Genomic DNA, 15,158 nt, shown 5'->3' on the forward strand with positions numbered 1-15,158 from the left:
ACGTTTTTATGTATCATTATTATCGCACAAATAAGAACAAATGTACTGTTTTCGACGCATGTCTTTTCGATATGGATTTGCTATAATCAGAACACATCCTAATGTAAGGCAGGTGATGATTTTTGTCGCTCTATGAAATGCTTGGAGGCGAGCAAGTACTCACCTCTTTGATTCATTCGTTCTATCATCAAGTCTACCATGATTCCTTATTGCGTCCGTTATTCCCTGATGATCGACACCGTGTCGAACAGGCACAATTCGCCTTCTTGACCCAAATGACAGGAGGTCCACGCGATCCGAATCAACCGCCGACGAGTTTAGCGATGATTCACCGGCTATTGCCGATTCAAAAAGAGCATGCCATCCGTTGGTTGGAACTGATGGAAATAGCTTCTCTTGATACGATTCCAAATGAAGAAGCGCGACTCCAACTCCTCGAGCGATTACGGATTGGCGCAACGAATGTCTTACGTGTTTGCGAAGCACACCAGATGGACTGAGGGATTTTTCTTTCTCATCTGTCCATTTCCATGTAAAATAATAAATGGAGGCGATATAACATGACGGAAGAACAAGAACAACGACCGGAACTCGTAAAGAATGCGATTGAGCAAGCAGAAGCATCGACGAACGAGGACGATACACTCGAAGAAGAACAAACCGAAGAACAAAAAAAATTGGACCATATCAAAGGTCTCGTCACCCTTGAACGCGGTTCTGATTACTACCGTGTCGTTTTTTATGACGATCATAAACACTTGATTTTCAAGGAACTCGATTACGACCGTGTCGACTTTGTAGGTCGGTTCTACAATGATAGCTTTGATCCGACGAACTTGACGGAACTAGAAGAAATCGCAGACAAAGCACTTTCGACTTCTTTACGGAAACGATTCCTTTAAGACATAAAAGAAGCCGTCCTCCCAACTGGAGAACGGCTTCTTTTTTATTGATCGGATTGTTTTTTTTTCCGACGAAGGACATAGGCAAGAACGCCACCTGCGACAGCGATTCCTGTTGCCGCCAAGATTGGAAGTAAGACTTTTTTACTAGATGCTAGTTTTTGTTTGACTTGTTCAAGTCGCGATTCATTCGTCTCTTTTAAGGCGATCGATGTTCGACGATTCATCGTGACATGCTTCGCAGCATCCGTCACAACGATTCGTTTCGTGACCCAACGGCGATTTCCGGCATCATCGACGACTAGTTGTCGCGCGCGTTTGATTCCTTTGATTCGTTTACCCGGTGTATTTTCCGGACGCACGATGCGGGAACTGATAAAGCGTCTGCCACCTGTCGCACCAAATCCAGGCTGCAATTTTCGGCGATTTAACCATTCATATGATTCATTCATCGTGTCGCGGTAAAAGTTACCGCTTCACCTCCCTATGATTTCTCTCTCTACTTCTTTCTCCTTACATAAGTAAGATTCCTGTTATGTGTTTCCACTTTTCATCGATTCTTAAACTCCGGCAATTGGAAGCGCCGTTGCATTTCATACGCCAGTTCCAACGTTTTGATTCGTTGCCGTTCGATGCTGTATGCGGATGCGTCCGTATCAATACATTGACCTGTCTGAAACTCTACCTGTACTTTTCCAGACTTTTTTTGAACAGTCTTCATTTGCTTGAAATTGATCCAAATGCATTCCGCCTTTTCTTTTGCGGTCGTCGGAAAAAATATCGTTTGTGCCTGCCAATCTACTAAAACAGGTGTCTTTCGGTTCGGACCAAGAATATGTCGCGCTGCTTCGATCCGTCCACGCATTGATGAACCAAAATATAAACAGGATTCTTCAATCAACTTAATCGGATGACCCTCTAAAATACTTTCCGAATGCTCCTTGATGACAAGTGTCTGTGGTTCACCGTATTGACCATATCGTGGAATCAAAGCTAACGTTTCTTCCGTAACTGGGTATGACATCTCCTTCACTCCCTTCCTGAATTATATTGGTTATATCAAACTTCCTTCTACTCTGCATGAGTATACCGATTATTTCCTAATCAAAAAAACGAGATCCTAGGATCCCGTTTTTAAAATTCTTCTGGCTTTTTTTCCTCTTGTTCAATAAAGTGACGTGGGAAATTAAAAATCACACAAACTTTCCCGACTCCATTTCCCGCAGGGCGATTCTCAATTGCTACCGTACCATCATGACGCTCAACGATCCTTTTGACAATGTAAAGACCAAGCCCAAACTTCCCTTCTTTGCCCCGTGAAAATTGATGAAACAAGGGCGAAGAGTCATCAAGTGGCGGTCCATCATTTTCAATTTCGATATGAACCTGATCCGCTGTCCCAGACAGTCGGATGTCAATTTGTGTTTCAGCATAACGAATCGCGTTGTCCATGACGTTTTCGAGTGCAACTCGTAATTGTTCCCCTTCACCAAGGACGATTCCCGCTTCTCCACTAACATGCCATTCGAGTGACTTCGTTCCAGAAAAACGATTTTTCAGCAGGTGTATCATCCGATCGATATCGACATTATCCCACGTAGAACGATCGAGCTCGAAATAGTCGAGCTTCGTGACGTAAAGAAGAGCCGCCACTTTTTTCTCTAATCGTTCCGCTTCCTCATCAATGACCGATACGGAGCCGGTTAAATCACCATCTGGATAGATCCCATCTGAAATGGACTGAGCATAACTTCGAATGACCATGATTGGCGTCTTCAAATCATGTGAAATATTTTGAAGCAACGATTTTTGTGCCTTATCCTGCTTTTCAAGATCCATCCGCATCGCATCGACGGACCGTGCCAGTCGACCGATTTCATCCCCACGATCGAGCGGAAGTGGTGTATCCCACTTTTGAGCCGCGATTTTCCCGACTGCTCTTTCGATTTCGACGAGCGGATGTGTTAGACGACGCGCCAACCAGAAGGCAATGAATAACGTAAAGATACTACCGATGATGACGACGAAGCCGATTTTTGAAAACAGTTGTGTAATCAGTTCTTGTCGATAAGCATCCCAGACGTAAGAGACACGATAGTAGGTTTCGCCGCTCTCTTCCATTTTACGAATACTATAATAAACGTCTTCTTTATCAAGACGCGTCGTATACTTTGCCGTAACTGTTTTTTGATCAATTGCATCACGGTACATCTGATTGATCAGTTGTTGCGGTGCCCCACCGTAATAAAGTTTTCCGTTCTTAGATAGCAATAGGATATTAACTGATCGAGATTCTTGTTTTCGACGATCGAATTCAATCGGATTATCTTGTAGCATCTCGATGACAGAGGCATCCTTCGAGAAGAAGACCTCACTATTCTCAAGCGTCGAATAGACCTGTTCATCGATGAAATTTCCGATCGATGAGCGGATGACAAGGAGAATGACTGCAGATAATGTGACGATGACGAGCAGAAACATCGCCCAAATCTGAAATCCGAGACTGCGATTTTTCATGCAGACACCAAGCGATAGCCAATACCATAGATCGTTTCGAGTTCCAGTTTCGATAATTTTTTACGAACACGACGGACAAGATCATCGACGACGCGGTCCGAACCGAAATAATCGTCACCCCAGACACTGACGAGAATCTGCTCGCGAGACATCGGCGTCCCGATTTGTGTCGCAAATAAAATCAGTAGATCATACTCTTTTGAGGTTAGATCAATTTCTTGACCGTTCTCCTCGATGATTCGTTTCTCAGGATAAATCATATAATCGCCGTATTGAATGACTCCACTTTTCGGTGTCGCATACGTACGTGCTAAGATTTTTTTGACACGAATGACCAGTTCGCGCGGAAGGAACGGCTTCGCAATATAATCGTCCGATCCCATCTCAAGACCAATGATCTTATCGATATCCTCATCACGCGCCGAAATGAAAATGACGGGTGTCGTTTCATCATGCGCCTTGATTCGCTTAATCAATTGAAAACCATCCATATCCGGTAGCATGATATCTAAAATCCACAAATCTGGCTTCTCTACGATCGCAGAAGCAGCTGCCTCACCAGATGTAAACGATTTAACCTGCCAACCTTCTTGTTCCAAGTACTTTACGAGTACACGATTCAAGTTCACTTCATCATCAACCAAATAGATTGTATGCATGGCTCTCACTCCTCGACTAATGTGCTTTGTTTCAGTGTATCAAAGGAATTCCGCAAAATTATGGGAGAGTGGATAATAATTCAAAAAAACCTTTCTTTTCAAAAGAAAAGAAAGGCGAAGTCATAAATTTTCTATTATTTGACGAGACGGAGCGCTGGATACGCTACTTGCTCGTTCTTTGAAGTCGCAGGTGCCACCTGTTGACGTCGTTCCATTTTCACGACGTGCGTCAAAAATCCAACGCCGCCTCCTAGCAATACTGTTACACCCGTCATTAATAGAATCTCCATTTTCTTCGCCACCTTTTCCATCGCAATTGATAATCAGTATCATCCTCAAACTGACTATAGCATGCTTAAACGAAAATGAGAAGCGTTCTCACAAAATTAATCATCTAAAAACTTTTTTTGTTCTAGTTCATGACGTTTTCGAATGATCTCCTTCCAATCGAATTGTCCTTGTTCGAGTCCATTGATTAAAATTTCGGCAGTTCCGACATTCGTTGCGAGCGGCAGATCGTACACATCGCATAATCGAATGAGTGCGGAGACGTCCGGTTCATGCGGTTGCGCCGTTAGCGGATCGCGTAAAAAAATCACGATATCGATCTTTCCTTGCGCCACGAGGGCTCCGATTTCTTGATCACCGCCGAGTGGTCCAGATTTACAGCGATGAACATGTAAATCTGTCGCTTCCATGATCCGTTGCCCGGTCGTTCCTGTCGCATACAATGTATTTTTCTTGAAGAATGCAGCATAAGCTCGTGTAAACCCCATCATCTCATCTTTTTTTTCATCATGTGCGATCAATGCGATATTCATTCGTATCCCCTCCTTCTTGTCTATGCACAGAAAAAGAACTTCAGAAACCTGAAGTTCTTGAAACACTCATGAATTCGTCGGTTGCTTCTTCAACACGGTCCGTAAAATCTTTCCGGTCGTATTACGAGGTAATCGATCGATGAACTCAATCTGTGTCGGACATTTGTATTTCGCGAGTGATGTGCCACAGAATGTCCGCGCCTCCTCTTCTGTCATCGTCTCACGGACAACGACGAATGCTTTGACAGCTTCGCCCATCTCCTCGTCCGGTATGCCGATAACAGCGGCTTCAATGATATTTGGATGCTGATAGAGCACTTCTTCGACCTCACGTGGGTAGACGTTATAGCCACCGACGATGATCATATCTTTTTTGCGATCGACGATATAGAAATAACCATCTTCATCACGACGAGCCAAATCACCCGTATATAACCAGCCATCGCGTAACGTCGCTTGCGACTCTTCTGGCATCTTGTAATAACCCGTCATGACGTTTGGTCCACGAACAATCAATTCTCCGACCTGACCATCTGGTAATTCCTGTCCGAGTTCATCGACAACTTTGTTTTCAACATCGACGATCGATGTACCGATCGAGCCTGGTTTCTGAACACCATCGACCGGATTGAAACAAGTGACGGGCGATGCTTCCGATAAACCGTATCCTTCGAGGATATGACACTGGAATGTCTGATCAAACGCTTCAAGGAGTGGTACTGGAAGACTCGCTCCTCCTGAGACGAATAGACGGGTTGACTCAAAATAGGTCGCGTATTCCGGATGTGCCTTCACGGTTTGCAGTAAGAAATTATACATCGTTGGCACGCCTGCAAAAATCGTCACCTGTTCTTTTTTCGCTAACTCAAACGTCTCTTGTGGTGAAAACCGTGAAGCAATGATGATTGAGGCTCCATGTGCGAGCGAAGCATTGATGACGACTGTCAAACAAAAGACATGGAACATTGGTAATACGGCAAGTGTCCGGTCTTTACTTGATACGTGTAGATAATCTCCGATTGAGCGCGCATTTGACGTCAGATTACGATGCGATAACATCGCACCTTTTGGTTTTCCTGTCGTCCCACTTGTATAGAGAATGACGGCGATGTCATCCAGTTCATTCGTCACGTCTGTCAATGGATGTTCGATTTCGAGCCAGCGATCGAGCGTGATGAACGTAACTTGTTGATGTGTTTCGTTTGGTCCTTCCTGATCCGCATAGGGAACAGAGACGACAATCTTGAGGTTCGGTAAATGAACGAGACGATCTTTTGCAGCTTCGACAAGCGGAGCAATGCCTAAAATCCCTTTCACATCACCGTTCATCAGGATATACCCGATTTCATCCGGCGTGTATGTAGGATTGATTGGAATTGCAATAGCTCCTTGTTTCATGATGGCATAGTACGCGACTAGGAAGGATGGACTGTTCCCTAAGATAAGCGCAACATGATCGCCCTTTCGAATTCCATTTGCTTCAAGCGCGCCGGCTGCCCGGTGAAACTTCTCGACGAACTCACGATAGCTGACTTGCGTGTCCTCAAACACATACGCCGTTGTGTCCGGATGTGTTCGAGCTGTCTCCTCAACGGATTGAATCAATCCAAGCATGAGCAAAATTCCCCTTTCGAATGAATGACTATTCATTTTTTACGTAAAAAAAATCCATACGTAGTCAAAAGCGACCGTATGGATAGTGTAACACTTTTTGGAAACGTTTTCACCGAGTTTCTTTTTAACCGTTAACGATGACACCACCATTTAAGTGAAGGACCTGTCCTGTCATATAACTTGAATCGTTACAGGCGAGGAAGACATAAGCAGATGCCATCTCGGCCGGTTGCCCTGGGCGATCCATAGGTGTATTCTTACCGAACGTCTTGACTGATTCATCCGGGAACGTCTCCGTGATGAGTGGTGTCCAAATCGGACCAGGCGCGACGGCGTTGACACGAATTCCCTCTTTTGCCAGATTCATTGAAAGACTCCGCGTGAAGCTAACGATTGCTCCTTTAGTAGCGGAGTAGTCGATCAATAATGCGTTCCCCTCGTATGCTGTCGAAGATGTTGTATTGATGATGGCAGAACCAAGTGAAAGGTGCGGTAGTGCGGCACGGGCAAGACGCATCATTCCGAAGATATTTGTCTTGAACGTCTTCTCCATCGACTCATCCGTGATATCCTTCAGACTATCTTCTGGTTTTTGCATACTTGCATTGTTGACGACGATATCTAAGCGACCGAAATGGTCGATCGTTTTTTGAACAAGTGTTTCACAGTAGTCTGCGTCCCCAATATCTCCTTTAGAAAGTAGGACTTCGCCTCCTAATTCTTCAAGACGCGCCTTCGTTTCTTCTGCTCCCTCTTGATCGCCATAGAAAGCAATGACGACCTTTGCCCCTTCACGGACATAAGCAATCGAGACAGCACGACCAATTCCAGAATTGCCGCCTGTGACGATTGCGACCTTTCCTTCAAGCTTACCTGCTGCCTTATAATCATCACGCTCATAATAAGGTAACGGTTGTTCGTCCTCCGTCTTCGGTAATTGTTTTGAAATCTGTTCAAAATCGATAAAGTCCGTCAACGAACCTTCTAAAAAGTTATCTTTATTATAGCCCATGAAAAAAACTCCCCCTATGCTGTTGATAGAAGGAGTTTTCCCATAAAGACTTACGCTAAAACGTCTAGCACCTCATCAAGTTCGACGGCGCCGAAATATTTTTTCAATTCGTACCGACCGAGCACTTCGCGAAGAGACGCGCGATCATAACGTGTACCTACAAGCGCCCGTGCGATTTCTTCCGCGTCCTCGACGCCAAAGAAGTCACCGTAAATCTTCGCTTCTTCAATGATGCCTTTTTTGACATTCAATCGGAAGTCAATCGTTCCGATCGGGAAACGTTTTTTTTGAATGACATCGAATTTCGGTGATTTTCCGAAATTCCATTCCCAGTTGCCATAACGTTCTGCCGAGATGGCACGTACTTTATCCCAGTCTTCTTCAGTTAAGATATACCGTTCAATCTCTTTCCCTTCATAGATCGAGGCAAGGAGATGATCGACGAATTGTTCCATCGTCAACGGTTCTGTCAGGAATTCCGAGATGTTCGCGACACGACTCCGAACCGATTTAATGCCTTTGGAACGCATCTTCTCTTCACTGACGACAAGCGCATTGACGACTTCTTCGATGTTCGAATCGAGCATCAGCGTACCATGACTAAACATCCGTCCTTTTGTCGTGAACTGGGCATTCCCGCTGATTTTCCGGCTTCCGACATGAATATCGTTTCGTCCAGATAATTCCGCTTCGACACCGAGTTTATGCAGCGCTTGCACGACCGGCTCCGTGAACTTTTTATAGTTGTTGAACGAATCACCGTCATCTTTCGTCAAGAAACTGAAGTTCAAGTTTCCTTCATCATGATAAACAGCGCCACCGCCGGAAAGACGACGGACGACGTGGATGCCGTTTTCCTCGACATACTTCAAATTAACTTCTTCATTCGTGTTCTGGTTTTTTCCGACGATGATGGATGGACCGTTGATATAAAACAAGAAATAGTCTTCTTCATTGACGTTCAGGTTGTTCAAGATGAATTCTTCGACAGCGAGATTGATTCGCGCATCGCGAATCTCAGGATGGAAGATGAATTTCATAAGGGTTTCGTGCTCCTTTGTGATGGAATCATAATGTGATCAGTTACAGCCGTCGACACCACACGCATCACCTTCAGCGATGATTTCAAGTGTTTGTTCTTGGCGGATCTTCGTGAAGACTTGTTCGAATGCTTCTACTGGTTGTGCGCCGGAAATAGCATATTTTCGGTCGAAGACGAAGAACGGTACACCACGAACACCAAGTTGTTGTGCCATCGCCTCTTCTTCTCGAACATCTGTCGCCAGTTCTTTTGATGCGAGAAACGCTGTGACATCTGCTTCAGCAAGTCCTGCTTCTACTGCGATCCGCGTCAGAATGGCTGGGTCATTCAAATCTTCTCCATTCATGAAATAAGCTGTGAACAAAGCTTCCGATACTGCATTCATCTTACCATGTTTTTTTGCAAATTGAGTCAGGCGATGAGCCTCGAATGTATTGGCTGGGATGACACGATCCATCTCGTAGTGCAAGCCTTCCTGACGTGCCGTATCAACGACACCTTGCGACATATTCCGTGCTTGTTCGAGAGTCGTCCCATATTTCGAAGCAAGAATTTCGTATAACCCTTGCGTCGGCACTGCTGGTGCATCTGGGTCAAGTTCAAAGCTTTTGAATTCGACCTCAACATCCAACTTTTCGTTCGCAATTGTTTGTTCTAAACGACGCTTCCCAATATAACAAAACGGACATGCATAATCCGACCATACTTCTACTTTCATCTGTGTTCTCTCCTTTTGTGCAGTTTCATACATTAAGCATAGTCGCCTCTAGACAGAGTTGCAATCTTTCCGCCCAGGTCGATTCGAATATGTGCGAAAAAAGAACCAAGATCGTTTTGATCTTGGTTCTTTAGTGCGTTCATCGCTTATTCTGTTACAAGCGCGTGTGCTGCATCTTCGATCTCAATATCGAGTTCTTTCGTGTAAGCAGCTGTTTGTTCTGCTGTCCAGTTCAAGACAGTTTTCATTTCTTCGATGACCGCGTCTTTGTGAGCACGAGCCCAAGCGATGTCGAAGAAGACAGCACCTGTACGCCGGATGAAGAAGTCGATCGGACGAGCGACCATTTCATGTTCGATACCATAGTGAAGTTGTGCGTAGACAGAACGTGGAAGATCTGTCGTAGCAGCATCATATGCTGCTGCATATTCAAGCACTTTCGGTAGGTTCGAACCGTAGCGTTTTGCTAAGAATTGAACTTCCTCTGTTGTTAGACCATTCGTTGCTGTTTGAGCTTTTAGGAATTCAGCAAATCCTTTTGCTCCGCCGACATGTCCACCCGACATTGGCATGTTTTTCGTCGAGCAACGTGCATACGCAACATTTTCTTCTTTTTTCAAGAGTTTTGCAACGAGATCAACGACGTGCTCACCCATTTTACGGTATCCAGTCAATTTACCACCAGCAATCGTGATGAGACCTGACTCAGATTGCCATACTTCATCTTTACGAGAGATTTCAGAAGGGTCTTTTCCTTGTTCATAGATCAACGGACGTACACCAGCCCAGCTTGATTCTATATCTTCCGCTGTTACTTTAACATCTGGGAACATATAGTGGATCGCGTCTAGGACGTAGTCTTGATCTTCGACTGTGAACTTCGGATGTGCTGTATCTTTATCGAAGAACGTATCTGTCGTACCAACGTATGCTTTTCCATCACGTGGAATCGCAAAAATCATACGACCGTCTGGTGTATCAAAGTAGACCGCTTGTTTGAGTGGGAATTTCGATTGATCGATGACAACGTGGACACCTTTTGTCAAACGAAGTTGTTTCCCGACTTTCGAGCCATCTTTTTCACGTAATTCATCAACCCATGGACCTGTCGCATTAACGACTTTTTTCGCACGGATTTCATGCACGTCACCTGTCAAGAGGTCTGTCACACGCATCCCGACGACTTTTCCAGCATCGTAGATGATTTCTTCTGCTTTTGTATAGTTGACGACACGTGCGCCATGTTCGACTGCTTCTTTCATGACTTCAATCGTTAGACGAGCGTCATCTGTGCGGTACTCGACGTAGTAACCGCCACCTTTAAGACCTTGTTGTTTAACGAGTGGTTCTTTTGCTAATGTTTCTTTTGCAGATAACATCGTACGCCATTCAGAACGTTTAACACCTGCTAAGAAGTCATAGACACGAAGACCGATTGACGTACTGAACGGTCCGAATGTACCGCCCTTATGCATCGGAAGTAACATCCACTCTGGTGTCGTAACGTGTGGGCCGTTTTCGTAAACAATCGCACGTTCTTTACCGACTTCAGCGACCATTTGAACTTCGAATTGTTTTAAATAACGTAGACCACCATGGACTAATTTCGTTGAACGACTAGATGTACCAGATGCGAAATCCTGCATTTCGACGAGGCCAATCTTCATACCGCGTGACGCCGCATCGAGGGCGATTCCCGCACCTGTGATCCCGCCACCTACGACAAGTAGATCGAGTTCTTCACGTGTTAATCGATTATAGACATCTGCACGGTTTTTGCTTGAGAATGGTTGGTTAGCCATGAATAGTTCCTCCTGTTTAGGTTCGAAAAAAAAGAGACCACAACAAACACGTTGACTATGTCAACTGTTGCTGTGGTCTCTCCATATTCTCCGACCGGTTTATTAACTTGACCTTACTATAACATAGATCACATCATTTGAACAACATCGTAGCTTGAATAGCTTTTTGCCATCCGCCATAAAGCGCATCCGTCTCTTCTTTTGCCATACTCGGCTCGAAACGGCGTTCTTTTTTCCATTGCGTAGCAATTTGTTCACGGTTTTCAAAGAATCCGACAGCAAGACCTGCCAAGTAGGCTGCACCTAATGCCGTCGTCTCATTGATTTCCGGACGTTCGACCGGCGCTTGAATGATGTCACCTTGGAACTGCATTAAGAAGTTATTTTTAACCGCTCCACCGTCAACACGAAGTGTCTTCATCTCGATACCTGAATCTTGCTCCATCGCAGATAAGACGTCACGTGTCTGATAAGCGAGTGATTCTAATGTTGCGCGGATAAAGTGTTCTTTTTCCGTACCACGTGTCAAACCGAAGACTGCACCACGAACGTCTGAATCCCAGTAAGGTGTTCCAAGACCAACGAATGCCGGTACGACGTAGACACCTTCTGATGACGTGACACGCGTTGCGTATCCTTCTGATTCCTTTGCATCATCAATGATGCGTAATCCGTCTCGTAACCATTGGATTGCGGATCCTGCGACAAAGATACTTCCTTCTAAGGCATACTCAACTTTACCATCGACGCCCCACGCAATCGTTGTGAGCAGTCCATGATCTGATTTCACAGCCTCTTCGCCTGTGTTCATCAACATGAAGCAGCCTGTACCGTATGTGTTTTTCGCCATTCCTGTGTCAAAACACGCTTGACCAAACAAGGCGGCTTGTTGATCACCCGCTGCACCAGCGATCGGAACCGCTTCTCCGAAGAAATGATAACCTGCTGTTTCTGCGTACACTTCAGAAGAAGGTCGTACTTCTGGAAGCATCGCTTTCGGGACGTCTAAGATGTCGAGTAATTCGTCATCCCATTTTAATTCATGAATGTTGTACATCAACGTACGACTCGCATTCGAATAGTCGGTCACATGTGCTTTTCCGCCAGATAATTTCCAGATGAGCCACGTATCGATCGTCCCGAATAATAGTTCACCACGTTCAGCACGCGCTCGTGCTCCTTCGACATGATCCAAAATCCATTTGACTTTCGTACCAGAGAAATAAGCATCAATCAATAGACCTGTCTTCTCACGGAAGAGCTCGGCATGACCGGCTGCTCGAAGCGCTTCACAAATTTCAGCCGTTTGTCTCGATTGCCACACGACTGCATTGTGAATCGGTTTCCCTGTTTCTTTTTCCCAGACGACGGCTGTTTCACGTTGGTTCGTGATCCCGATGCCGGCAATCTGCGACGGTTTTATGTTTGCTTCCGTCAGACAAGTCGCCACGACCGCAAGGACACTTCCCCAAATCTCGTTTGCGTTGTGTTCGACCCAACCTGGTTTTGGAAAATACTGCGTGAATTCCTGTTGCGCTGAATGTACGATCTCACCAGCACGATTAAACAGGATCGCACGTGTACTTGTCGTTCCCTGATCCAATGACAAAATGTAGTTCTCCATCTCTTCCCCATCCTTTTGTATCTAAATAAGTTAAGCTGACTTTGACTTCACTGACGTTGTTTTGTTCGGACGAACACCGAATCTATAGCATAAGCCTAATATGATGATTGTCACAAGTCCTACAATCCAAAAAGCCGGTGTATCTTTTCCTGTGAAGACCGAACGATAAAACAATCCGCCAAGACTTCCACCAAGAACTGGTCCAAGAACCGGAATCCAAGAGTACCCCCAATTCGATGATCCTTTTCCATGAATCGGTAGGATGAAATGGGCAATACGAGGACCAAGGTCCCGCGCCGGGTTCATCGCATATCCTGTCGTACCTCCGAATGACATACCGAGGCTGACGATCAAGAAGCCGACAATTAGAGGATTCAGACCATCCGAGAACTTATTCGCTCCGATTGATAACAACCCGATAACAAGTAAGAACGTCGCAATCATTTCACTCATTAGATTAGCAAATGTGTATGGAATCGCTGGAGACGTTGCAAAGACGCCAAGCTTCGTTGCTGGATCCTTCGTTTCCGCCCAATGTGGTAAGTAGTGCACGAAAACAAGACTTGCACCTAATATCCCGCCGGCGATTTGAGCGACGATATAGCCTGGTACATCCGCCCATGCAAATGAGCCGTCAAATGCTAAACCAAGCGTCACTGCTGGATTAAGGTGTGCCCCACTGAATTGACCAACGGCATACGCGGCAATCGCTACGGCAAATCCCCATGCAAACGTGATGACGATCCAGCCTGCGTCCTTCGCGAACGATTTCGTTAAGCTAACGCCTGCGCCAACACCATTTCCAAGCGCGACTAGCAAGGCTGTACCTAAAAATTCTGCTAATAAAGGTGACATAAGTGTTCCTCCTTTTTTATTATGTGAAAAAAGCAACATAAAAAGGAGATCCACGTCAGCTCATACTTGAATTTTCTTCAAGTAGAACTCACACGTGAATCTCCCTTTTCTCCGTCACTTTGTATCAACTTGATATCACTATAACAATCGGTGAAAACGCTGTCAAACGTTCCAAATGATTTTTCTCACAATCCGATTAAGAGCGTGGTTCAAAATGCCGCCATAAATCCTTATTCGATGTCGTGATGCTTGAGGCACCTGCTTCAATCGCTTGTTCGACTTCTTCTACTGTATCAATCAGTCCCCCTGCGAATACGAGACGTCCTGTCTTTTCCTTCACTTCTTGAATATACTTCGGCATCAACCCTGGTAATACTTCGATGTAATCAGGTTGTGTGCGTTCCATAAGTTGATAACTTTTTTCAAGTGAACTGGAATCGAGTAAGAACATACGCTGCATCGTCTTGACTTTTTTTTGACGTGCCTTCAAGATAACACTCGCCTTCGTCGAAATGACGCCATACGGTTTCAGTTCTTGGCAAACATATTCCGTCGCGTACTCATCATTTTTTAACCCCTGGACGAGATCCATATGCAAAAACATTTTTTTATCGTATCGATGTGCCATCTCATAGACTGCTTTTAAACGCGAGACGTGCATTTCGAGTAAGACCCCATACTCATATGGACTCTTCAGCATCTTTTCAAAGTCTTCTAATTTTCTAACGGAAGGCAGGATCTTCTGTCCAAAATATGTCATGCGTTCTCCCCCTGATTCGTAATGTGTCCTAAGTATGTCGTGAAACTGAGGTATTAGGCAATGCTCTTTTCATGAAAATAAGTGAAAAGAGCGCTACGATTAGGGTATAGCTTAACGAAACGATTTATTTTCAGGAGGTGAATGCGCAGTCCTACCGTCTGTGCACGTCAATGAGTCAGCAAAAACGGATCACTATTTATTTATTCTCGATTTTAATTAATGCCCTAGGTAACAGCTTTATGGTGACCGCCTCGATCGGCAGTGCACCTTGGACATCCGCAAGCGAAGCTGTCGCGGCGATCTCACCGTTAACTGTCGGGCTGGCCATCATCGTTTTACATGTGCTTGCCTTGATTGCAGCGCTTTCTCTTGGAAGCCGCTTCAGTTGGTGGACGATCGTCCTCAGTTTCGCACTCGTCGTACTGTTCGGCGCCGCAATTGATTTCTTCTTATCAATCCATCAATTGATCTACACACCACAAGGACTATGGATGCGCGCCTTGTACATGTTAATCGGTATGCCGTTGATTTCACTTGGACTTGCACTTTATCTCCAAATCGGCTTCGTGTTGATGCCGCCAGATTACTTGATGAAATCACTCATCACCCGCTTTAAAAGTACATCAATCGGAGCAACGATTAGTCTCGGGATTCCTTTTTTGATTGCCAGTCTCTTTTCACTGATTGAACGTCAATTGATCGGCATCGGAGTCGGAACTTTTATTTTCTTACTATTGAATGGTCCGCTGATTGAATGGTTTCAGCGACTGTTCCCGATTACGGCTCGTCCGCCTAAACGAACTAGTTCTTAAATACTCAAAGAAAAGAGTTG

17 protein-coding genes are annotated in these 15,158 nt (G+C 45.0%); 3 read left to right on the forward strand and 14 right to left on the reverse strand.

What is annotated here, in order from left to right:
* Nucleotides 1-122 precede the first annotated feature (122 nt).
* Both BW42_RS08405 and BW42_RS08410 read left to right on the forward strand, forming a co-directional pair.
* On the forward strand, nucleotides 123-500 hold the full coding sequence (locus tag BW42_RS08405; RefSeq protein ID WP_231496881.1) for a truncated hemoglobin: 378 nt from the start codon (nucleotides 123-125) through the stop codon (nucleotides 498-500).
* A gap of 60 nt (nucleotides 501-560) precedes the next feature.
* Nucleotides 561-902, forward strand: a complete 342-nt coding sequence (locus tag BW42_RS08410) for a hypothetical protein (RefSeq protein ID WP_029340963.1) — start codon at nucleotides 561-563, stop codon at nucleotides 900-902.
* Nucleotides 903-946: 44 nt separating this feature from the next.
* On the opposite strand, the gene BW42_RS08415 is transcribed toward BW42_RS08410, so the two are convergent.
* The 14 genes from BW42_RS08415 to BW42_RS08475 form a co-directional block, all read right to left on the reverse strand.
* A complete protein-coding gene (locus BW42_RS08415; RefSeq protein WP_035409366.1) occupies nucleotides 947-1,354 on the reverse strand; it encodes a hypothetical protein in 408 nt (135 codons plus the stop codon).
* A gap of 98 nt (nucleotides 1,355-1,452) precedes the next feature.
* The gene (locus BW42_RS08420; RefSeq protein WP_035409368.1) at nucleotides 1,453-1,926 is read right to left on the reverse strand and encodes a competence protein ComK; all 474 of its coding nucleotides are present in this window, start codon (nucleotides 1,924-1,926) and stop codon (nucleotides 1,453-1,455) included.
* A 110-nt stretch (nucleotides 1,927-2,036) separates the two neighbouring features.
* A complete protein-coding gene (locus BW42_RS08425) occupies nucleotides 2,037-3,419 on the reverse strand; it encodes a HAMP domain-containing sensor histidine kinase (protein ID WP_035409370.1) in 1,383 nt (460 codons plus the stop codon).
* Entirely contained in the window at nucleotides 3,416-4,078 is a 663-nt protein-coding gene (locus BW42_RS08430) for a response regulator transcription factor (protein ID WP_023467381.1), read from the reverse strand. The genes BW42_RS08425 and BW42_RS08430 overlap by 4 nt, the downstream gene beginning before the upstream one ends.
* Before the next feature lie 134 nt (nucleotides 4,079-4,212).
* Nucleotides 4,213-4,368: a hypothetical protein gene (locus tag BW42_RS16435; protein ID WP_197026224.1), complete on the reverse strand. Its 156-nt coding sequence runs from the start codon at nucleotides 4,366-4,368 to the stop codon at nucleotides 4,213-4,215.
* Between the two features lie 96 nt (nucleotides 4,369-4,464).
* Nucleotides 4,465-4,899: a methylglyoxal synthase gene (gene mgsA / locus BW42_RS08435; protein ID WP_029340960.1), complete on the reverse strand. Its 435-nt coding sequence runs from the start codon at nucleotides 4,897-4,899 to the stop codon at nucleotides 4,465-4,467.
* A 66-nt stretch (nucleotides 4,900-4,965) separates the two neighbouring features.
* Nucleotides 4,966-6,513 (reverse strand): fatty acid--CoA ligase family protein, encoded by a 1,548-nt coding sequence (locus BW42_RS08440; protein ID WP_035409371.1) that lies wholly within the window; start codon nucleotides 6,511-6,513, stop codon nucleotides 4,966-4,968.
* Nucleotides 6,514-6,637: 124 nt separating this feature from the next.
* Nucleotides 6,638-7,525, reverse strand: coding sequence for a glucose 1-dehydrogenase (locus tag BW42_RS08445; protein WP_035409372.1), 888 nt, complete (start codon nucleotides 7,523-7,525; stop codon nucleotides 6,638-6,640).
* 50 nt (nucleotides 7,526-7,575) lie between these two features.
* The gene (locus tag BW42_RS08450) at nucleotides 7,576-8,565 is read right to left on the reverse strand and encodes a lipoate--protein ligase (RefSeq protein ID WP_035409374.1); all 990 of its coding nucleotides are present in this window, start codon (nucleotides 8,563-8,565) and stop codon (nucleotides 7,576-7,578) included.
* Between the two features lie 39 nt (nucleotides 8,566-8,604).
* Entirely contained in the window at nucleotides 8,605-9,285 is a 681-nt protein-coding gene (locus tag BW42_RS08455) for a DsbA family oxidoreductase (protein WP_035409376.1), read from the reverse strand.
* A 146-nt stretch (nucleotides 9,286-9,431) separates the two neighbouring features.
* Nucleotides 9,432-11,087, reverse strand: coding sequence for a glycerol-3-phosphate dehydrogenase/oxidase (locus tag BW42_RS08460; RefSeq protein WP_035409379.1), 1,656 nt, complete (start codon nucleotides 11,085-11,087; stop codon nucleotides 9,432-9,434).
* A gap of 133 nt (nucleotides 11,088-11,220) precedes the next feature.
* Nucleotides 11,221-12,711, reverse strand: coding sequence for a glycerol kinase GlpK (gene glpK / locus BW42_RS08465; RefSeq protein WP_035409380.1), 1,491 nt, complete (start codon nucleotides 12,709-12,711; stop codon nucleotides 11,221-11,223).
* Nucleotides 12,712-12,741: 30 nt separating this feature from the next.
* Nucleotides 12,742-13,566, reverse strand: coding sequence for an MIP/aquaporin family protein (locus BW42_RS08470; protein ID WP_035409382.1), 825 nt, complete (start codon nucleotides 13,564-13,566; stop codon nucleotides 12,742-12,744).
* A 196-nt stretch (nucleotides 13,567-13,762) separates the two neighbouring features.
* On the reverse strand, nucleotides 13,763-14,326 hold the full coding sequence (locus BW42_RS08475) for a glycerol-3-phosphate responsive antiterminator (protein ID WP_023467370.1): 564 nt from the start codon (nucleotides 14,324-14,326) through the stop codon (nucleotides 13,763-13,765).
* A 239-nt stretch (nucleotides 14,327-14,565) separates the two neighbouring features.
* On the opposite strand from BW42_RS08475, the gene BW42_RS08480 reads away from it, so the two are divergent.
* On the forward strand, nucleotides 14,566-15,138 hold the full coding sequence (locus tag BW42_RS08480) for a hypothetical protein (protein WP_231496882.1): 573 nt from the start codon (nucleotides 14,566-14,568) through the stop codon (nucleotides 15,136-15,138).
* The last annotated feature ends 20 nt before the right edge of the window (nucleotides 15,139-15,158 follow it).

Source organism: Exiguobacterium sp. RIT341 (genome assembly GCF_000632205.1).
Lineage (GTDB): Bacteria > Bacillota > Bacilli > Exiguobacteriales > Exiguobacteriaceae > Exiguobacterium_A.